The sequence below is a fragment of the Paenibacillus turicensis genome (assembly GCF_017873435.1).
In the GTDB taxonomy this organism is placed as follows: domain Bacteria; phylum Bacillota; class Bacilli; order Paenibacillales; family Paenibacillaceae; genus Fontibacillus; species Fontibacillus turicensis.
In genome coordinates this window covers 58,308-79,199 of record NZ_JAGGKG010000013.1, presented here as the reverse complement: position 1 = coordinate 79,199, position 20,892 = coordinate 58,308, and the positions used below count along the sequence as shown (strand labels likewise).

Annotated in this window: 19 protein-coding genes and 1 pseudogene; 14 read left to right on the top strand and 6 right to left on the bottom strand. The window is 40.8% G+C overall.

The window, feature by feature from the left end; all coding sequences use genetic code 11:
- Positions 1-40 precede the first annotated feature (40 nt).
- The gene (locus tag J2Z32_RS13960) at positions 41-583 is read right to left on the bottom strand and encodes a hypothetical protein (protein WP_210089792.1); all 543 of its coding nucleotides are present in this window, start codon (positions 581-583) and stop codon (positions 41-43) included.
- Positions 584-753: 170 nt separating this feature from the next.
- On the opposite strand from J2Z32_RS13960, the gene J2Z32_RS13955 reads away from it, so the two are divergent.
- The 5 genes from J2Z32_RS13955 (at position 754) to ppdK (ending at position 7,730) form a co-directional block, all read left to right on the top strand.
- Positions 754-1,881 (top strand): MFS transporter, encoded by a 1,128-nt coding sequence (locus J2Z32_RS13955; protein WP_210089791.1) that lies wholly within the window; start codon positions 754-756, stop codon positions 1,879-1,881.
- Between the two features lie 508 nt (positions 1,882-2,389).
- Entirely contained in the window at positions 2,390-3,007 is a 618-nt protein-coding gene (locus tag J2Z32_RS13950) for a helix-turn-helix transcriptional regulator (RefSeq protein WP_210089790.1), read from the top strand.
- A 16-nt stretch (positions 3,008-3,023) separates the two neighbouring features.
- The gene (locus J2Z32_RS13945; protein ID WP_210089789.1) at positions 3,024-3,824 is read left to right on the top strand and encodes a pyruvate, water dikinase regulatory protein; all 801 of its coding nucleotides are present in this window, start codon (positions 3,024-3,026) and stop codon (positions 3,822-3,824) included.
- A 91-nt stretch (positions 3,825-3,915) separates the two neighbouring features.
- Entirely contained in the window at positions 3,916-4,917 is a 1,002-nt protein-coding gene (gene glpX, locus J2Z32_RS13940; protein ID WP_210089788.1) for a class II fructose-bisphosphatase, read from the top strand.
- 62 nt (positions 4,918-4,979) lie between these two features.
- On the top strand, positions 4,980-7,730 hold the full coding sequence (gene ppdK / locus J2Z32_RS13935) for a pyruvate, phosphate dikinase (protein ID WP_210089787.1): 2,751 nt from the start codon (positions 4,980-4,982) through the stop codon (positions 7,728-7,730).
- Positions 7,731-7,829: 99 nt separating this feature from the next.
- On the opposite strand, the gene J2Z32_RS13930 is transcribed toward ppdK, so the two are convergent.
- Positions 7,830-8,021: a hypothetical protein gene (locus J2Z32_RS13930; protein WP_210089786.1), complete on the bottom strand. Its 192-nt coding sequence runs from the start codon at positions 8,019-8,021 to the stop codon at positions 7,830-7,832.
- A gap of 216 nt (positions 8,022-8,237) precedes the next feature.
- Positions 8,238-8,852, bottom strand: coding sequence for a superoxide dismutase (locus tag J2Z32_RS13925; protein WP_210089843.1), 615 nt, complete (start codon positions 8,850-8,852; stop codon positions 8,238-8,240).
- A 533-nt stretch (positions 8,853-9,385) separates the two neighbouring features.
- On the opposite strand from J2Z32_RS13925, the gene J2Z32_RS13920 reads away from it, so the two are divergent.
- The 6 genes and pseudogenes from J2Z32_RS13920 (at position 9,386) to folE (ending at position 14,006) form a co-directional block, all read left to right on the top strand.
- Complete coding sequence (locus J2Z32_RS13920; RefSeq protein WP_210089785.1) at positions 9,386-9,820, top strand: GNAT family N-acetyltransferase; 435 nt, start codon at positions 9,386-9,388, stop codon at positions 9,818-9,820.
- 137 nt (positions 9,821-9,957) lie between these two features.
- Positions 9,958-10,518, top strand: a complete 561-nt coding sequence (lepB, locus tag J2Z32_RS13915; protein WP_210089784.1) for a signal peptidase I — start codon at positions 9,958-9,960, stop codon at positions 10,516-10,518.
- A 196-nt stretch (positions 10,519-10,714) separates the two neighbouring features.
- Positions 10,715-11,902: pseudogene (gene queG, locus J2Z32_RS13910) on the top strand (tRNA epoxyqueuosine(34) reductase QueG); the annotation flags it as partial.
- 25 nt (positions 11,903-11,927) lie between these two features.
- Entirely contained in the window at positions 11,928-12,965 is a 1,038-nt protein-coding gene (locus J2Z32_RS13905) for an HD-GYP domain-containing protein (protein WP_210089782.1), read from the top strand.
- 125 nt (positions 12,966-13,090) lie between these two features.
- Entirely contained in the window at positions 13,091-13,330 is a 240-nt protein-coding gene (locus J2Z32_RS13900) for a YneF family protein (RefSeq protein WP_210089781.1), read from the top strand.
- An 82-nt stretch (positions 13,331-13,412) separates the two neighbouring features.
- On the top strand, positions 13,413-14,006 hold the full coding sequence (gene folE, locus J2Z32_RS13895) for a GTP cyclohydrolase I FolE (protein ID WP_210089780.1): 594 nt from the start codon (positions 13,413-13,415) through the stop codon (positions 14,004-14,006).
- Positions 14,007-14,347: 341 nt separating this feature from the next.
- Here folE and J2Z32_RS13890 read toward each other — a convergent pair whose 3' ends face one another.
- Both J2Z32_RS13890 and J2Z32_RS13885 read right to left on the bottom strand, forming a co-directional pair.
- On the bottom strand, positions 14,348-15,466 hold the full coding sequence (locus J2Z32_RS13890) for a Fe-Mn family superoxide dismutase (protein WP_210089779.1): 1,119 nt from the start codon (positions 15,464-15,466) through the stop codon (positions 14,348-14,350).
- A 65-nt stretch (positions 15,467-15,531) separates the two neighbouring features.
- On the bottom strand, positions 15,532-16,542 hold the full coding sequence (locus tag J2Z32_RS13885; protein ID WP_210089778.1) for an alpha/beta hydrolase: 1,011 nt from the start codon (positions 16,540-16,542) through the stop codon (positions 15,532-15,534).
- Positions 16,543-17,115: 573 nt separating this feature from the next.
- Here J2Z32_RS13885 and J2Z32_RS13880 point away from each other — a divergent pair.
- Genes J2Z32_RS13880 through J2Z32_RS13870 form a run of 3 tightly spaced genes read left to right on the top strand, consistent with a single transcriptional unit; the run spans position 17,116 to position 19,252 of the window.
- A complete protein-coding gene (locus J2Z32_RS13880) occupies positions 17,116-17,871 on the top strand; it encodes an IclR family transcriptional regulator (RefSeq protein WP_210089777.1) in 756 nt (251 codons plus the stop codon).
- 32 nt (positions 17,872-17,903) lie between these two features.
- The gene (gene ung, locus J2Z32_RS13875) at positions 17,904-18,563 is read left to right on the top strand and encodes a uracil-DNA glycosylase (RefSeq protein ID WP_210089776.1); all 660 of its coding nucleotides are present in this window, start codon (positions 17,904-17,906) and stop codon (positions 18,561-18,563) included.
- 35 nt (positions 18,564-18,598) lie between these two features.
- Positions 18,599-19,252 (top strand): GGDEF domain-containing protein, encoded by a 654-nt coding sequence (locus J2Z32_RS13870; RefSeq protein WP_210089775.1) that lies wholly within the window; start codon positions 18,599-18,601, stop codon positions 19,250-19,252.
- 4 nt (positions 19,253-19,256) lie between these two features.
- On the opposite strand, the gene J2Z32_RS13865 is transcribed toward J2Z32_RS13870, so the two are convergent.
- Complete coding sequence (locus J2Z32_RS13865) at positions 19,257-20,843, bottom strand: alpha/beta hydrolase family protein (protein ID WP_210089774.1); 1,587 nt, start codon at positions 20,841-20,843, stop codon at positions 19,257-19,259.
- Positions 20,844-20,892: the final 49 nt, after the last annotated feature.

The following is a 20,892-nucleotide window of genomic DNA, read 5'->3' as shown; positions in this document are numbered from 1 at the left end:
AAACAGGGTTAAAGAAGGATATAACATCTTAATAAATCCATTATTTTCTACCATACTTTTCCTTCCAGTAGTCCAACCACTGATCATAACTCATTCCCTTTATTTCACTCATGCCTTTTCCTTGTATTGATGACGGGCCTCCTACCATCAAAGTTTCTATCACTTTATAATTTGGTAAGGATGTTCCACCTATAACATTATGGTCAACAATCATAACTGTAACTAAAATATCGTATAAATCATGAGAAAATATTTTCTGAAGTGGATGATTGGTAACCGTAAAATTAAAAGAGTGAATATCTTTTCCGATATACTGCTCTGGTTCAGCCTTTTGAACCGCCCAGAGCTTTTGTTCACCTAGATTTTTCAGCAATTCTCGATCTAATGTATATTTTGGGTATTCCCCGTCATAGCTAACAATGGTGTAGCCAAGTAATTTAATAAAATTAGCAGCAATTTGCTCATCGGTTTTATTTAAAATATTGGGACTACAACCCGTTATGGGGATTAACAAAAGGCTTAGAAGAAGGCATATTACTATTTTCCTAGTTCGTAATTCTGAATTCATAGCATTGATTTTCAAAATTAATCCTCCAGTTTTTCCTTCTTAAAATTGACATACTAGTACAATGAACTATTAATAATTCTATTATATAATGAATATTATGGTAATTTAATAGATTAAAGATTTTTTAGGGAAAATAATCCGAAGAAGGTGCTCTATTGAATCCCCAAAAGCTATCCCTTCCCCTAATGCTAATCGCTTTACCTAACATTTTTTTAGGGGTATTACTTCCGATGTACACCAACGAACTTGGTTACACGACATTTCAATATTCGATGACCGTTTCTGCGCTTGCCTGCTCACAAATCATCATGAAGCTTATATTAGGTAAAGTATCAGATCGTTATAGTCGGCGTTTTATTTTTATAAGTTCTTTTTTGTGCTTTTCTGTCACCTATTTTATGTTTTCAGTGGCTACGCAATTATCGATTATCATTGCGGCGAGAGTAATTAATGGGATTTCAGGCATTTTGCTTACTATGGCGACCGTAGGTCTCATTTCCGATAGTAATAATAGCTTTGGACAGCAGAGGGGATTCTTCGATAGTAAAGGGCAAATTGGCGGCTTGATCGGCGTAGGTGTATGTTATTTGGTATTGACCAACTATGACTTCATTAAAGGTTGGAATGTGTTGTTTATGATTTGTGGTGGTGCAGCAGCAGTAGCGGCGCTATATGCCTTTAAATTGCCTAAGGAAACTAAGAGACTCGCTACTAAAAGTAAGCAGAAAACAAAATTGTCAGTGAAGCAACGTAAAATCTGGATACTAAACTTATATATTTGTGTCGTAGCTAGTATGTCGGGGGTTATTTTTATTCCATATATGCAAAAGGTATACGATGCAAGCATGGAGCTAATGACGATTGTGTTCCTTGTTCCGATGATCCTATTCCCATTTATCAGTGCAAGGCTAGGAAGGGTGGGGGATCGCAAAGGGTATCGCAAAACGATCATTGTAACTACCGTAGCCTGTAGTATAGGCGCCTTAGGACTTGCCTTTTCGCCAACCTTACTTATTTTTGCAATTGTTTGTACGATATTTGATATATTTGCCTCGATTAAGGGTTATGCGATAGATGCGTTATTTATTCAAGGTACACCACAGGCGCAAATTGGGGATGCCTATGGGAAATTTTCGATTAGCAATAACTTGGGATCGATGGCTGGTTCTGCATTAGGAGGATATTTATTTGATGCCTATGGATTTAATGTGCCATATATTGCGTTTGCTGTTTTAATGCTCCTGTTTATTCCATGTGCATTATATTTGATTCCTCGAAATCAAGATGATCAGCGTGGGGAAATGATTGCTTAGTTAGACTTAATACAATAATCAGTGCTTGACAATCAATGAAGTAAGAGGCTACGTAGCAGGGAGTAGCTTCAACCGCTGTTAAGGCCCCATTTTCTTTATAACATGTGCTGAAAGGATGAAATTGTGGCCTTAAAGTGTTTATGCTCCCGAAGTATCTTTCTTGCAGAAAGATTGTCATGCTCTCGCTTCTCCACCATCCCCCTGCTCCTTCGCTTCGTTAGCTTATTGTCAAGTACCGATTCTTATGTTGAGCCTTAGTTTATTAGTGGGTCTATATTTTACTTGAATGTTACATTCAGTGAGAAATAGGCTTTTTTTGCGTGTTATATGTGGATTTATTAGCTTTAAATAGTTATATAATTCAAAAAATATTAAATAATACGCATTATATAATTGTTTTTTCTGAAATAATGTGTATTATATAATTTATAAAAGGTTTTAATGAGATGTTAAGACGAATGAAAGTGCTGTAAAGGAGGTTACGATTATTAAACTGACACCAAGGCAGTTGCAAATATTAGAAATTGTTAATAAATATGCGCCAATCACTGGCGATCAAATTGCTGAGCGGCTGAACTTAACGAAATCAACGCTTCGTTCTGACCTGACGCTGTTGGTTGGATTAGAGCATATTGATGCGAAACCAAAGGTAGGTTATTCGCCTGGAAATCGTAGCGTGAACCGTTTAGGAGTAAAGCTAAGCGATACGTTAGTAAAAACAATCCAAAGCATGCCGATCATTATTCGAGAGACAACAACGATTCAGGATGCGGTGGTTACGTTGTTTTTGCAGGACGTAGGGACATTGTTTGTATGTGATGCAGAGGAGCGTCTAACAGGGGTGACATCGCGTAAAGACTTTTTAAAGGTGACTCTTGGCAATCCAGCGGCGGCTTCAATGCCGGTTAGCATGGTCATGACACGTCAACCGAAAGTGATTACCGTTCATCCAGAAGATACAGCGTTAGATGCGGCACACAAAATGATTATGCATGAAATCGATAGTTTACCTGTCGTTGTTCCCGTAGATGGAGAAGATGGCAGTGAAGGGATGAAGGTGGTTGGTCGCTTAACCAAAACCTCCATCGTAAAGCTAATACTCGATTCAGAAACAAATGGAGGCTAGGAGGGAGAGCAAGCACATGGAGCAACCAATACACCGTATTACGATTTGCTCAGATTCACTTGGTGGCACAGCAGAGGCGGTAGTTGAAGCGGTGATTCATCAATTTGAGCATCAAGCCGTTGAGATTAAACGGTATGGAAATGTACGCCATGAGGATGAGTTAAAGGCATTAATGGAGGATGCGGCCAAGTACCGCGGATTTGTTGCCTACACGCTTGTTCAGCCAGAGCTAAGAGAGATGATTCGTGAGGAATCGATGCGATTAAATTTGCGAATTGTGGATGTAATGGGACCGATGCTAGAAGCGTTTATCGACACCTTTAACGATGCGCCAAGTCAGCGATTAGGTATGTTACATCAGTTAAATGATCGTTACTTTGACCGGATGGAGGCCATTGAATTTACGGTTGAATGTGATAGTGGACGTAATTTGAAATCATTGCCCCAAGCGGATCTCGTTTTAGTAGGTATTTCTCGTACTTCTAAAACGCCACTCGCGATGTTATTAGCACATCGTGGGAAAAAGGTATTCAACTACGCTCCAGTTCCGGAAATTGCACCACCACCTGAACTGTTAGCATTACGACCTGAACGCATTATCGGGCTTACGATGTCTGCTGAAGTGATGTTAGGCATACGTACAGAACGGTTAAAGGCGTTAGGCTTACCGCTTGGCTCCCAATATGCAACACTTGCGCGCATTCAGGAGGAATTGACCTATACAGAAGCATTGTTTAAACAGCTACAATGTCCTGTTATCGATATTACAGAAAAGGCAATAGAAGAAACCGCAGGGATCATTATGGGGCACATTTAGTTATGAACTATCAATTATGAATGGCACAGTTGAATTATGAGTTATTGAAAGCAATAAAATAATATCCGAGTGATATGAGGAGGAATGACAGATGGAACGCGAATTAGCATTAGAAATTGTAAGGGTGACTGAGTTAGGGGCTTTAGCCTCGTCTCATTGGATTGGCAGAGGGGATAAAAATGCCGCGGATGATGCGGCAACAACTGCAATCCGTTCTATGTTTGATTCGGTTGCCATCAAGGGCACTGTCGTTATTGGTGAAGGAGAAATGGATGATGCGCCAATGTTATACATTGGTGAGCAGGTTGGAGATGGAAATGGACCTGAGGTTGATGTTGCAGTCGACCCATTAGAAGGGACGGAGGTTGTGGCGGCAGGACTACAAAATGCACAATCTGTCATTGCAATTGCGGATCGAGGAAGTCTCTTACATGCACCAGATATTTATATGGAGAAGCTAGCATGTGGCCCTCAATTGGCTGGATTACTGTCCTTAGATGACGATGTAAAAACAACATTAAACAAAGCTGCGCATCATCTTGGTAAATCCTTATCTGAATTGACGGTGATGGTGTTAGATCGTAAGCGTCATGCCAAACTCATCTCGGATTTACGCGAGGCAGGAGTAAGAATTCGATTACTTAGTCATGGAGATGTAGCAGGCGCAATTGCCGCTGCACTTCCAGACAGTGATGTCGATTTGTATCTTGGCTCAGGGGGAGCACCAGAAGGTGTGCTTGCTGCAGCAGCTTTGACCTGTCTTGGAGGCGAAATGCAAGGGCGTTTATTGCCACAAGGACCATTTGAACAACAACGTTGTCTCATGATGGGTATTTCTGACACTTCTCGTGTATTGTCTCAGCGAGACATGGTTGGGGATGGAGATGTTATTTTTGCTGCTACAGGGGTGACCTCTAGTGATTTTTTAAGTGGAGTTCGTCAAATTAACAAAGATTATGCTGAGACGCATTCCGTCATTATGCGGGCGCAAAGCCGTACGATTCGCTATATTCGCAGTATTCATTATTTGCCTAGTAAAAACATTTCGACACCACAACCTCAGGTTGTAGAGCAGCAAGCCAAAGCAATCTAAGGTTAAAAAATAGATAGAAGCTTCGATGATTTGTTCAAATTTATAACTGGGGGATGAACAGCATGAACGCTCAAACTAGTGTAAAGATCAAGGAACAGAGAAAAAGCATTTATTTCTTCCAAGAAGGTAATGCCACAATGAAGGACTTACTTGGTGGAAAGGGTGCTAATTTAGCAGAAATGACAAAGCTAGGCTTACCAATCCCGCCTGGATTTACAATTACAACTGAAGTTTGTAGAGACTTTATTAAATCAGGTGGGTATTTGGAGCAACAATTACTGAATGAGATTGACAGTAGTGTAGAACGACTAGGTGCAGAGATGAATGCACAGTTTGGTAGTATGGAACAGCCATTACTTGTTTCTGTTCGTTCTGGCTCCTTAAATTCAATGCCTGGCATGCTAGACACTATTCTTAATCTTGGTTTGAACGATCAAACTGTTGCCTCGTTAGCACAGTGGGTCAAGGATGAACGTTTTGCTTATGATTGCTACCGTAGATTTATTGCGATGTTTGGAAATATCGTGCTTAATGTTCCTCATGAGCGATTTGAGGATGAGCTAAAGGCGTTAAAGGCTTCGATACAGAAAGATAATGATCAGCAACTCACAAGCGAGGATTGGAAGCAATTAATCGAAGCGTATAAAAAAGTAATTGAACAATACGGCACAGAATCTTTCCCGCAGGATGTATATACTCAGCTACACTTGGCGGTGAAGGCAGTATTCCGAAGCTGGGGGAATGCGCGTGCTAAAGTATACCGTAAGTTATATGGGATTCCGGAAGATCAAGGGACAGCGGTCAATATCCAAGCGATGGTGTTTGGCAACCGTGGGGAAGATAGTGCAACAGGTGTGATGTTTACACGTAACCCTGCAACGGGTTCTCGTCAGCTTTACGGCGAATTTTTAGTTAACGCACAAGGTGAGGATGTAGTGGCAGGCATTCGTACACCATCTTCGATTGAGGATATGTCACGTTTATTCCCTCAAGCTTTTGCGGATTTGGCAAATGCGGCTGCGATTTTGGAAGAGCACTATGAGGATATGCAGGATATTGAATTTACAATTGAACAAAATCGCTTATATTTGCTGCAAACCCGTGTTGGCAAAAGAACAGCGCAAGCGGCGGTTAAAATTGCGATGGATTTGTTGCATGAAGGGCAAATTACCCCTCAGCAAGCGATAGCACGTATTGATATGCAGCATCTAAATCAACTGTTGCATCGGACTATTAAACCATCTGAGAATCTAACCCCCTTATCCTCGGGTTTACCTGCCTCTCCAGGTGCGGCTACTGGCGTCATTTGCCTTGACGCAGATACGGTAGTGCATTGGGTACAGGAAGGACGCTCAGTAATTTTGCTAACAGAGGAAACATCTCCAGAGGACATCCACGGCTTGGAGGCAGCAGAGGGAGTACTTACAGCGAAGGGTGGAATGACTAGTCATGCTGCTGTAGTTGCTAGAGGGATGGGAAAACCATGTATTTGTGGTTGTAGCGATTTAAGTATCAACAAGGCAACCCGTACAATACAGCTTGGTGGGCTTACCCTGCACGAGGGGGATGAGTTAACGATTGACGGTAACCTTGGGCAAATATTCAGTGGCTTGCTTCCATTAACTGAGCCAGAACTGAGCCCAGAGCTGGAGGAGCTGCTCAAGGTAGCAGATGAAATCCGCACGCTTAAAATATATGCTAACGCCGATAGTCCAAAGGATGCTGTAAAGGCAAGAAAATTAGGTGCAGAGGGCGTTGGACTATGCCGAACAGAGCATATGTTTTTCTCTGAAAAGCGTTTACCGATTGTACAAAAAATGATTTTGGCAGAAAATCGTGAAGAGCGAATTCAATGGCTTACACGTTTGCTCCCAATGCAGCAAGCAGATTTTGAACACATTTTTGAGGAGATGGCTGGTTGCTCTGTGACCATTCGCTTACTTGATCCACCACTACATGAGTTTTTGCCTAATGAGAGACAGCTTGAGCGACAATTGGCTGAGCTAAATCAAGTCGATGTTAATCAAGTTGATATGAATAATGATGATGTGAATCAAGACGAAGTTAATCAAGATGAGGTTAATCAAGATGAAGTAAAGCAACGGATTGCTGAATTGGAGAGTATGCTAGCAAAGGTACGCGAATTGAAGGAAAATAATCCGATGTTAGGTCTTCGAGGATGTCGATTGGGCATTCGTTTTCCTGAAATTTATGATATGCAGCTAGAAGCGATTTTCCGTGCTGCCTTGTCTGTGCTTAAGAGAGGAATTGAAGTTCAGCCAGAAATTATGGTGCCATTAGTTGGAGATTCCAATGAGCTTAAATGGTTGCGTGATATGGCGGATGAGGTTGCTAAACAAATTTTGGGCCCTGATTATGTAAACGTGAAATACGCTGTAGGTACGATGATTGAAGTGCCACGCGCTGCGCTTTTAGCAGAGGATATCGCCAAGTATGCAGACTTTTTCTCCTTTGGTACAAATGATTTAACACAGATGACTTATGGCTATAGTCGTGATGATGCAGAAGGAACCTTCCTTAAGCATTATTTAGATAATGGGATATTAGCAAGCAACCCTTTTCAAACCTTGGATAGTAAAGGTGTTGGGCAACTGATTGATTGGGCTGTTCAAAAGGGAAGAACAGGTAAGCCTAAGCTGAAGATTGGGCTGTGCGGTGAACAAGGTGGCGATTTTAATAGTATCTCATTTTGTCACAAAATAGGATTAAACTATGTGAGCTGCTCACCGATGCGCATTCCTTTTGCACGCCTTGCCGCTGCACAAGTGGCGCTTGCTGTTGATGATCAATAATACATTTTACCAAAGATATAATTAACCGTGATAAAAACCAAAGGCTCCCCACAGGATCAGGATGTATAATAACCTGTCTACTGTGGGGAGCCGTTTAAGTCAGGTGCGACGATTTTCAACGTCCTTCATGTTGTTTTGCTCATCGGTTAAGCGATGAAGCTCATTAATTTCTTCATCTTTAGATACAGTTGGTTCGGCTTGGTGCTGAACAAACTTCGCAAATTCCTCTTTTTGTTTATTTAATGCGTTTTTAGCTGCCAGCCATTCCTGTGGATCGTTGGTTGGGCTCATCTGAGATTCCCTCCTTATTTTAAAGGCTCTATTTAGAAATAAGTACATGACAACGACTAGAGTGTGGTAGCTACGATCCAGAGCGTTCTTGCGATTGTTGTTAAACCATATTCCTTTTTATTGAAGTCATAATATTGGTGGAATTTGATTTGTCTCTTCGCAAGCTTGGGTTAGCGGTCAAGTACGGATTTCAAGATTGAGCCATTGTAAAAGTATTTATTTTTTTGTATCCAAATAACGGCGATTAACTTCGTCCCAGCTTACAACGTTCCAGAAGGCAGAAATGTAGTCGGGGCGTTTATTTTGGTATTTTAAATAATAGGCGTGTTCCCATACATCAAGCCCAAGAATCGGTGTTAAGCCTTCCATCAGAGGGCTATCTTGATTAGGTGTACTTGTAACGGCTAGCTTACCGTCTTGTCCCACTACGAGCCATGCCCAACCACTTCCGAAACGAGTTGTCGCGGCTTTTGCAAAATCCTCTTTAAACTTGTCAAATCCACCTAACTCTGTGTCGATGGCTTTAGCTAGTTCTCCCGTGGGCGCTCCACCACCTTGTGGACTCAAAATCGTCCAAAACAAGGAGTGATTCGCATGACCTCCTCCATTGTTACGTACAGCCATACGGATACTTTCGGGAACTTTATTTAAATCTGAAATCAATGCCTCCACAGTTAAGCCTTGGAGCTCTGGGGCATTCTCAAGTGCTGCATTTAAATTGGTAACATAAGTATTGTGATGCTTATCATGGTGAATATTCATCGTTTGTTCATCAATATAAGGCTCTAATGCGTTTGCTTTATAGGGTAATTCTGGTAACTGATAGGGCACCGTAGATGAAACCTCCTTTTGGTTGTTAAATACATGTAAAGCTTGCTCCGTGTTTGTAGTCATCTCTTTTTCACATCCACTTAACAAAAAACATAAGGAACAAATGGAAAACCACTTTATCCAGCTCGAAATGTAAATCACCTCCAATGATCAGACCTATTTTTGGCAAAAATCGTCTTTTTATACATATTTATTTCCAATATATGAAGATTTTTAAGAAAGTTTAAATGTAAACGCTTAATATAAAGCGCTTTCACGAGAAAAATGATGTATTATGGTGATTTATATGGTTTAATGGACAAAGAAAGCAGTTTTTGTCTGAATCAATTGTTTAATTCATGTAAACATAGGTAGCCTTTAGCGTTCCAATATTTTGCATATGTCAATTAAACATTTAAATAGACGAATAAAATGTTTTCGTTTTTTTTACTTTGTTTCATCAATTTTATTTTTTGCATAATTGTCGTTTGCATCATTGTTGCTAGTTGTTTAGTTTAATGATTTTATCTTGCGTGAAAAAAGGAGATCAAAGCATGCGTATTCGTTCCTTTCAGTTGAGTGATGCTAGTCAAGTGATGGAGCTTTTGCAGGTTGCCTTATCGGAAGATTGTTATGAAGATACGAAACGTGCGTTTGCTAGACAGTTGTCCTGGGATTCAGAGTTAATCATGATTGCTGATGTTGAGGATGAGATTGTAGGCGTATTAATTGGAACCATAGATCACAATCTTGGTTGCATTTACCGCACTGCTGTGCACCCTGAGTATCGGAGACGTGGCGTAGGCAAGGGACTTGTCACCGCAATGGAGCAACGATTCCAACAACGTAATGTTCGTCGTATTGTGATTGCAGGAGATGAACATAACAAGGCTGTTATGCCACTGTATGAAGCAATGGGCTATGGTGCCAATAAGTTTCTTGAGGCATTTCAGAAGCTAAATATTGCGGCAGTTCAATCGTTGTCATAATCGTGACAACAATAGTGTCAACAGATGTCTTTCATCGTATTGTTTTTTAGTAAGCATATCCTCTGCTCATTTTATGGGTGAAGGATATGCTTTTCTATTGTAAAAATATTCCATTATACGCAAGGGAGTGACTAGTTATGCCTGAAGAACATCTTGACGAAGTACCTCACAAAAAGTGGCGAAGAGACCTATTTTTTATTTTGAAGACATGTATAATCGCATTTGTAATTCTGTTACTCTTAAATCAATACGTCTTTAATTTAACTGTAGTAAAAGGGCAATCGATGTTACCGACATTGGCTAATCAAGAAAGAATGTTTATAGATAAGCTAGTTTACTACTTTTATGCCCCTCAGCATGGCGAGATTGTCGTGTTAAAGGACCCTACTTCTAAAGATAAAAACAATTCATTTTTAGTAAAACGTGTTATTGGTGTTCCAGGTGATCAGGTTGAAATAAAAAATCATAAGCTCTATGTTAATAATGAAATTGTAAATGAGCCCTATACGGATGTTGAAATAGAGGATGATGATATGCCCCTTATTAAGCTTCAAGCAGGTGAGTTTTTTGTAATGGGAGATAATCGACATGCGGGAAAAAGTAAGGATAGCCGATATTTTGGAAGTGTACGAAAAGAAGATATTGTTGGAAGAGCTGAATTTATAATATGGCCAATTTATACAATTCGTAGTTTGTAACCGATATAGATAGTGTGGTTTGTCTATGATGAATAGTACCAAATGTCTATGATAATAAATAAGGCGATTGTTTATGGTGATAACTAGTACCAAATGAAATGTAGATGTGATATGTAGCGTGTCTTACTGATGATATATTGCACGGGTTTTATATAGAATGTAATGCATCAATGTGAAGGAGGAGCAAAAAAGCGGAATGACGACAACAACCACACCGATACAAAAAACGAGCTCTTGGGAGCAATTAAAGCAGGAAATTAAAGCCGCTGCCTTTGATTTAGGTATTGATGACATCGGTTTTGCTTCGGCGGATCCTTTCCTATCTCTAAAGCAGGTACTCATCGATCGTCGTGAGAAGGGCTACGAGTCTGGTTTTGAGGAGCCTGACATAGAAAAGCGTATTTATCCCGAATTGTCCTTTGATGGCACGCCTGCGTCGTTAATTTCGATCGCTGTCGCTTACCCTTCTAAGATGGAAAAACCTCCTAAATCAGAACCCGGTGAACGGCGTGGCATTTTAGCAAGATCGGCATGGGGAAGAGATTATCATTATGTTCTACGTGAGGCAATGCACAGACTAGAGGCGTTCATACGTGAACGTGTACCGGAAGCAAAGCTAGTGAATATGGTGGATACAGGTGCGTTAATGGATCGTGCTGTTGCGCATCGAGCGGGAATTGGCTTTAGAGGGAAAAACTGCTTAATCATTTCGCCCAAATGGGGTTCTTGGATTTATCTTGGTGAACTAATTACAAACATTCCATTTTCTCCTGATACACCCGTGACAGAGGATTGTGGGGATTGTACGAAATGTCTGGATGCATGTCCGACAGGGGCATTAGTTGAGCCTGGTGTGCTGAATGCACAACGTTGTATATCGTTTCAGACACAAAATAAAGGATTACTTGAAGAAGAATTTATGGTAAAGATGGGAAATCGCTTATACGGCTGTGATACGTGCCAAATCGTATGCCCTAAAAATAAAGGGAAGTATTGGACACACCGGCCAGAGCTTCAGCCTGATCCCGAAGTCGTTAAGCCATTATTAATGCCAATCCTTGATTTAAGTAATCGAGAATTTAAAGAAAAATTTGGGATTAGTGCGGCGGCATGGAGAGGCAAAAATCCAATTCAACGTAATGCTGTAATTGCCCTTGGTAACTTTAAGGAAAAGGCAGCCGTGCCTAAGCTTATTGAAATTATGACAAAGGAGCCAAGAGCATTTATGCGTGGCACAGCGGCGTGGTCGCTAAGTCGAATTGGTGGGCAAGAAGCGCTGGAAGCAGTGGAGCAGGCACTTGAGGTAGAGCAAGATGAATTAGTGCTTGGGCGTTTGCATCTCGCGAAACAGCGGTTAGAAACGCAAGCCATAAACGATCAACAAGAATAGGTCGCAGGGGGATAAGGCCATGAGATTTTTAAATGTTGATGATATTGAGCCCGGGCAATATTTAGGGAAAACGGTGTACTCTGCCAATGGAACGGTGTTGTTATCGGCGGGTATACAGCTCACTGTCTACATGATTAATACGCTAAAACGAATTGGTGTCACGATGATTTATGTCAAAGATAACGATTTGCCAGATGTGGAGCTTGAGGATGTTGTCAATGAGACAACGAAGGTTCAGGTTTATAAAGAAATGAACGAGCTTCAAGGAGCAGTAAGGTCAGGAAAAGAGTGGAGCACTAAAAAAATATTTAGCAGTATGGATACGTTGTTAAATGAAGTGCTGAATCAAAAGGGAGTATTGCTTCAGCTCACAGATATTCGGACCGTCGATAATGCTCATTATTTACACGCCATGAACGTATGCCTCTTATCCGTTATGATGGGCATTAATATGGGGCTCAATTTTTCTCAGCTAAAGGATTTAGCAATTGGTGCACTTCTCCATGATATCGGCAAGTCGGTGGAGCATCCAGACGATCTAAACATTGCGGGTGTGAAGGAGCATCATACGTGGAGAGGGTTCGAAATGATTAAGAAAAAGCGTGATCTTAGCCTAATGGTTGCGCATATCGCTCTCCAACACCATGAACGGTTAAATGGTAGTGGTATACCACGAGGTTTAAGTGGAGATGAAATTCATTTATACGCTAAAATTGTCGCTGTCGCTAACCTCTATGATAATTTAATAGGAGGTAGTGGTGATACAGGTAGACGTCCACTTATGCCACACGAAGCTTGTGAGGAATTAATGGCGCTCTCGGAAAAGGAATTGGATCGAGATGTGTTAATCGAATTTACTAGAATTATTTCCGTATATCCTAATGGGACTGGGGTAAGGTTGTCTACCAAGGAAAATGGGGTTGTAGTTCGCCAGCACCGTGGGTTGCCAGGTAGACCGGTTGTCCGTATTATTCGTGGTGTGGGCGAAGAGATGGACGTCAAGGAAGTGGATCTTGCGGTAGAGACTACGGTGTTTATTGATGCTGTCTTAGCCTAGATTTGACTTAAAGTGAAAAAAGAGTGACTTAAAATAAAAAAAGATCGATTGCTTGTCTTATATTAGGAATGATATGATAAGCTTGTTTTAGCATATCTAAATTAAGCTTAAGGGTGGATGAAGTGATGATTTATGTAGTAGGAATTGTTGCTCTAATTGTAGGGTTGATTGCTGGTTTTGCAATTGGCGTATTCTATTTGAAGCGTCAGCTTACCAAAATGCAAAGTGATCCACAAATGCTGCAACAAATGGCGAAGCAAATGGGGTATAACCTCAATAACAGGCAAATGCAGCAAGCGCAGCAGATGATGAAAAACCAAAAGAATATGCCACAAGGTGCAAAAAACCGTAAAAATAAAAAATAACAGAGAATAACGAATAATAATGATGTTGCAGTTATCGTGATTTTTACAACATGTTTTTCCTAAGGAATAGGAGTGGCCTCTAATGTCAGGACTAAAGGATTATACCAATAAGCACGTTGGTGAAAATCGAGCTCAGATCGAACATCATATTAGAGAGATTCTGAAGCTCGTAGGGGAAGATGTTGAACGTGAAGGTTTAATTGAAACGCCTGCCAGAGTTACTCGAATGTATGAGGAAATATTTGGTGGGTATGGCATTGATCCCGTTGAAGTATTAGGTGTTACCTTTGAGGAAAATCATCAGGAGCTTGTCATTGTAAAGGACATTGTGTATTACAGTCAATGTGAGCATCATATGGCTCCTTTTTTTGGTAAGGTGCATATCGGATATATTCCGAGTGGACAAATTGTTGGCTTAAGCAAGTTAGCCCGATTAGTTGAAGTCGTTACACGTCGCTTGCAGGTACAGGAGCGAATTACTTCACAAATCGCGGATATTTTAGATGATGCCTTAAAGCCAAATGGCGTTATGGTGGTTGTTGAAGGTGAACACCTGTGTATGTGCTCGCGTGGCGTCAAGAAACCAGGAAGTAAGACGATTACGTCTGCGGTTCGCGGGAGCTTCCGTTCCCATGCAGCCTCTAGAGCGGAGTTCTTATCTCTAATTAAAGAGTAGTTTCAGGTGCTATAAAAAAATTAGTAGTTGATAAAATGGAGTTGGAGGCTACGAACAGAGAGTTCTTTCGATCGTTATTAAAACCAGATTTCGGTCAGTATGACGTTGTTTGTTGAAATCCGGTTTTAAATACGAACGTTACACTTCTCCAGAATCTCTCTGCTTCTTCGCTAATCTGGGGTGTTTATCAACTACTCATTTAGAATTCATGAACCTGAATTAAGGAAAACGAAAAAATGGAGGACGGCTGTGTATGAACAGCCGTCCTTTATTTCACTCGGAAGAACCCTCTGTCTCGTAGCTACCACCTTCAGCATTGTCTACCACTAATTTTATCTTTTTTAATACGGCGTCCACATCAGCTGTTTAGCATAATCATAACGGTAGCTAACCTCAGGCCAATTGACCACGTTCCACCAATCCTCAATATATTTTGCCCGCTGATTTTGATGCTTCAAATAATAAGCGTGCTCCCATACATCAAGTACAAGCAATGGGACAACATCCCACTGGGACAAGTTTTGATGCTTTTCGGCAGTTAGAATCTCTAGTCGATGGCTTCGTGGGCTCCATACTAGGATCGCCCAACCTCCACCCTCAACATTTTCCGCCGCTTTAGAAAACTGCTGCTTAAAGGCATCGTAGCTTCCAAAATCACGTTCGATCGCCTTAAGCAAATCACCCGCTGGCTTACCGCCTCCATTAGGACTCATAATGGTCCAAAATATCGTATGCAAATAATGCCCCGCACCATTAAAGGCAAGCTCTCGCTCCCAATGCTTAACTAAGTCAAAGTTCCCGCTTTTCCTTGCTTCCTCTAGCTTAAGTTCTGCTTTATTTAGCCCATCGACATACGATTGATGATGTTTATCATGGTGAATGCGCATCGTTTCCTCATCAATATAAGGCTCTAAAGCATTATACGCATACGGAAGAGGTGGAAGGGTGTGCCCGCCAATTGGAACAGGCTGTGGGCTTCTAGTTTCTGCTAAAGGAGTCTCTAATGTTTGCTGCGTCTTTAATTCCTGTTGCTCACTTACCCTTGAAAGGGAGTCTGTAGAATTAATGAAGTATTGTGATTCTGAAATGACGTGTCCAATCAAGGATTGCCCAAGCGGTTGGTTTTGCACAGCTGTGCTATGATTTGTTAAGTTATGCAGCTGTCTTGCAAATTGATCAGATTGCTCCAGCGCGACCTGCAACAAATGTTTGGCATTTTCAACCCAAAGTGATTCAGTATCTCTTACCGCGATAGTGCCTGTAGTTTGTAGTAAAGTGGCAGCAGCACGCGACGTCGTTGTAAATAACTGTTCCCATTCCTTTAACAAATTGACAAAGGGCTCTTCTAAATCAGGGGTGGAGGATTGGATTAATCTTGCATGCTCCGTTTCTTGGATCTTCCAGAAATTTATTTCCTCCAGAATGCGAACCCAATGGTCGGGTTCGTTCCTATAAGACATAAAATAAGCCTCCTCAAGAAAAAGTTGTTTCTATCAACTTATTCGCAGGGAGGCCCACTTTATGTCTATTCCTTTTGTGATTCAGGACTTGGATTAATACTACCAAGAAAGGAAGAGACTCTACGTAAATATTCTTTTGGATGTTCACGGAAAATAAGCTCATGATGAGAGCCCTCTACGATCCAAACCCCTGACTTCGGATTGGTCTGATTCGCTGCTAATTGCTCAGCGATTGGATAAGGTGCTTTTACATCCTGTGTGCCATGAATAAATAAAGTTGGAAATGGATAGTCCTTTGATTTCACTTCCTGATAAGGAATTTGCCCTAGACTGGTACCATTTAAGACAGGTAACAGCATCCCGATAATTTCAAGTGAAGGATGACGGGGCAAGGCAATGTTTTGTCTAATGTTATGATACATCGTATCTGGTTCAAGCAAAAAAGTACTATCTAAAATCATCGCATCAATGTCAGGGCTGACCAGTGCTGTTTGTAATGCTGTTCCTGCTCCCATGGAAAAGCCCCACACCACGATTTCTTTTGCTCCCTTTTGCTTCGCTAATTCAATCGCTCCAAGCAGCTGCTGTGATTCCTTTTTACCGCCTGTAGCAACCTCACTATTGCTATGGTCAGCAAACCCGTAATCAAACATTAAGACATTAAACTTTAGACTATGGGCATAGTGGGCTAAATCATACATTGGTATCCAGGATTCTTCCCGATTTGCGCCATAACCATGACTGAATACAATCGTTTTTGTTGCATTTTCAGCAGGAATATACCAGCCGTTCATATAACGACTACCATCAGCCGCGGGGAAACGAACATCCTCATAATCCAAGTTTTTGGACAACTTCGGATTGGAATAAATTGGGGCAACGGTAGGGTTAGACAACACCCATGCAATATATCCATGTAACGAGATGAAGCAAAAAATTAAGAAAAATAAAATGGATAGCAATAAAGCAACCAGAATATGCTTCAGTGAAATTCGCCGAGTTGATAATTGCACAGGAGAGCTTGCGTCTCTAGATCCAGCCGATAAAGGAAGATCTTGGGGTGAGATCTGATTCATACGCTCCCTCCTAACGATAAAAATAAGTTTGAGATAGACTAGTCCTTCTTCCTAGGGTAATGCAAGGAATATGAGGATTTAGTCACAATCTGTCGAACTATAATAATACGAAGTTACAGCAAATTGAACATGGAGTCAATGTCCATTGGTCAATAAATTAGCTACGCTCCAGAGCGTTCTTGCGATTGTTGTTAAATCAACTTCCTTTTAATGGATCAAAACAGAAATCGGTTCTTGACAATCATGAAGTAAGAGGCTACGTAGCAGGGAGTGGCTTCAACCGCTGTTAAGGCCCCATTTTCTTTATAACATGTGTTGAATTGATGAAATTGTGACCTTAAAGGCGGGCGCGTTCGCTTCTCCACCATCTCCCTGCTCCTTCGCTTCGTTAGCTTATTGTCAAGTACCTATTTTAAGATTGAGCCCTTTTTATTGAAGTATATTTATCGATGGAATTTGATTTGATGTTTATTTAAGCATATTAAAGTGCATTGACGAATAAAACACTTCTCCTCTATAATTTATGTAACCATGTTTCATGTAATGAAACAAGAGGAGGTTAATAAGGGTATTATGGAAGATAAAAAACTGACTGTTCGTGCTGTGGAACGGGCACTTGATATATTATTATGCTTTACCCAAACCAGAAAGCTGGGCTTAACTGAAATTTCTTCACAAATTGGTCTACATAAAAGCACGGTCCATCGTTTGCTAACAACGCTGGAGGAAAAGGGCTTCGTCACTAGGGACGATGCTACTGAGAAATATAGTCTTGGTCTTAAAATATGGGAGTTATCCCAGCATTTATCCCAAGAGGAGGATCCAGCAGTATTATTGAAGCCCCAAATGGAAATGCTTCGTGATCAATTAGGAGAAACGGTTAGCTTATATGTAAGAGATGGTATGGAGCGCTTACGGATTGGTGCAGTACAAAGCGATCAGGCGATCCGTCGAGTAGCCCCAGTTGGTGCTAGACTTCCTTTATATGTTGGTGCCTCTAGCAAAGTACTGGTAGCCTATGCAGAGGAAGCAATCCAAAATAGAGTGCTGTTGTCGCCAGATTGGCCTGTCTCTCTGGATCGAGATGAGTTTACTAGACAATTAAGCCAGATCCGTAAGCAAGGTTTTGCCACCAGCTATGAGGAACGAGAATTAGGAGCTGCATCAGTCTCTGCACCGATATTTGACCGAGAGGGTAAAATTGTCGCTGCGTTATCCATCTCAGGTCCTGTTAGTCGCCTTACAGAGGAGAAATTAGTGGAGCTCGGTGAACCTGTTGTCAAGGTTGCTCGTCAAATGGGCATGATGGTACCGAATTGGCGTGTGTAAAGAGACAAAACGATAGTATAGGAGGACTTATCGTGTTTGACAACGATTGGGATGATATATTATATGAAGAAACACAAAAGGACTATTTTCAAAACCTACGTTATACATTAGCAAGAGAGTATAAGCAATTTACTATATTTCCACCTAAGGAATATATCTTTTCTGCATTAAAGCTAACACCTTACAGCAAAACGAAGGTCGTTATTTTAGGGCAAGATCCTTATCATGGGATGGGGCAAGCACATGGACTTAGCTTTTCGGTGAAACCCGGAGTAAGCATACCTCCTTCGCTTAAGAACATATATCAAGAGCTAGCGGATGATCTCGGTATATCTGTTGCAAATACAGGCTATTTATTACCTTGGGCGGAGCAAGGCGTACTTATGCTCAATGCAGTGCTTACGGTGAGACAAGGTAAACCAGCATCACATCGGGGATTAGGCTGGGAGACGTTTACGGATGCCATTATGAAAAAACTAAACAAGCGTAAGGAGCCTATTGTATTTATTTTATGGGGGAGCTATGCGATAGCCAAAGGTTCTTTTTTGGATGGAGCTAGACATAAAATTATTACTTCTCCGCACCCAAGTCCATATTCAGCGGATCGGGGCTTTTTTGGGAGTCGTCCATTTTCTAAGGCAAATCAATTTTTAGTGGAGCATCATATTGAGCCGATTGATTGGAGTAATTAATTAGATCATTTTAAATTGACGATAAGGATGAGCCTATGCGACATAAAGGTAGATGGTTTGCAGTCGTGATTGCGGTTATTTGCTATAGTTGTTCCGTTTTATACAGCTATGTACAAACAAATCAATTTGATTATTTAAGGTTAATCGGCTATCCGATTTTTTTAGGCTTAGCTTATTGGTGCGGTAAGTTGTACGATAAAGCTGTATTTTTCTCAATTCGTGACCCGCTTACAGAGCTGTTTAATCGAAGATATATAATGGAGGCGTTTAAAAAATTAATTGCATCACATAAATGGAATAAAAAAACGCCATATGTGGTTGTAATGGATTGTGATAATTTTAAATGTGTGAATGATCAATTGGGACATGAGACAGGGGATACTTTGCTCAAAGTGGTGGCTGACATTATTTTACGGAATATCGGTAAAAGAGATCTTGGAGCCAGATGGGGTGGCGATGAATTTCTCATCTTAGGCTTAACTTCTGGCTCACAAGAATTAGAGTTATTAGTGGAACGCATTGAAGATGATATCCAGATTACTTTTCAGGCTCACAATTGGCCAAATGCGTCTTTATCTATTGGAACTGCGATGTATTCTAGTGATAAACCAAGCTTAGAGAAGCTGGTTCATATCGCAGATCAAAACATGTATCTAAATAAAATGAGTAGAAAGCAACTAGACCTTTAAATTACTACTTGCGTAATACCCATTTAGCAATATCCTGAATGATTGGCTCAAACACATTTGAAGGCAGGTAATATTCCTGTGCGATCGAAGGCTTCTCATAGCTTGCTAAAACATGGTTTACGTTAGGATAACTTTTGAAGGTCACATTTGTATGATCCTTTAGCGCTGATTTCCAACCATTAAATTGCTTCATTGATACTTGTATATCATTTTCCCCTTGAATAATAAATAGTGGGGTATTTTGTGTTTTAGCTAACTCTGTTGGTACATAATCTCTTTGCTCATACCACCAATATGGGGATGGAAGTGGAAAATTTTTAGGTAAATTCTCCTTAGAATATTGCTTATCATTCAACATTTCTGCAAACCCTTTAAAATATTCCGCTTGTTGCTCATATGGCTTCACATCCATGCCAAGTTGCTTCGCTCTAGACACATAATTAGTTGTTTGCTCGACAATAACTTCTGCAAAGGTAGTGCTTGGTCCTGCTATCGATATTCCTCCAGCAATGTCATGCCCTGTATCGTTTGCAAGTATTAAAGGTAACGCAAATCCACCTTGGCTATGACCCGCTACAAAAATCGCCTTAGGATCAATTTTTTTATTTGACTTAACAAACTCTACAGCTCGATTTGCATCGTCTACGGTTTCTTGCTTTAAAGCAAATTTAGGTTGTGATGTGATCTTATAGCTATGCGTGTAGGTTACTTTGTCGTATCTTACTGTTGCGATGCCTTGAGAGGCTAGACCTACAGCCAAATCACGAAATGGCTTTGCTCCACCCATAGCTTCGTCCCGATCATTTGCCCCCGAACCATGTACAAGGATGACAACAGGAAAAGGCCCGTCACCCTTCGGTAATGTTAAAGTACCTGGTAAAGCAAATTTACCTTCCCCAATCGTAATTTCCTCTTCCGTATAAGAGTTAGGGTGATCGTAGCTTGGCTTTTGATAAACATCAGGGACTGCTGCTGACACATTTAAATCATCTACAAGCCCATTGGCATCCATTCTAACGATGATTGTTAACGGAGTAGCCTTGGAAGTGAAACTATACACAGCATTACGATGAACCGAATCCTGTGTCACCTTTTTTGCAGTAGGTTGTATTGGAATGTAACCAAATTGTCCTTCGAGTGATGACCAGAGCTTACTAAGCAATGAGGTAGGAAGTGCCTCTGCACTACTGGTGCTAACATATTTTGCGGCCTCAGTACCCTCACCTTTACTTAACAAATCAATAAAAATATCCTCAGGTGCTTCTGCTAACACTTGCTTCATAAAGTCCTCGTCCACATAAGCTGTTCCTTTCGTTACTTGAATAGGTTGCTCAAGGGATAATGTTTTACCATTTAAAACGGCCTCTTTCTCTCCAATGGTAAGTACCAATGTAGTTTTGTTTTTTTCTAATGTAATTTTCTTAGTTGATGCTTCCCATGACAGCTTTGCCCCATTGTCTTGTGCAAATGTACGAATAGGAACAAGTGATTTTGCTGGTTGGTCCCCTTGCTCTGCCGCTGATAGAGAAGAGATAGGAATTAACATACAGACAGACATTACGGATACGAATAGCTTTTTCCAAGATTTCATTTTGTTACCTCCCCAAATTTTAAAATCTAAAACTATGAAAAATATATCT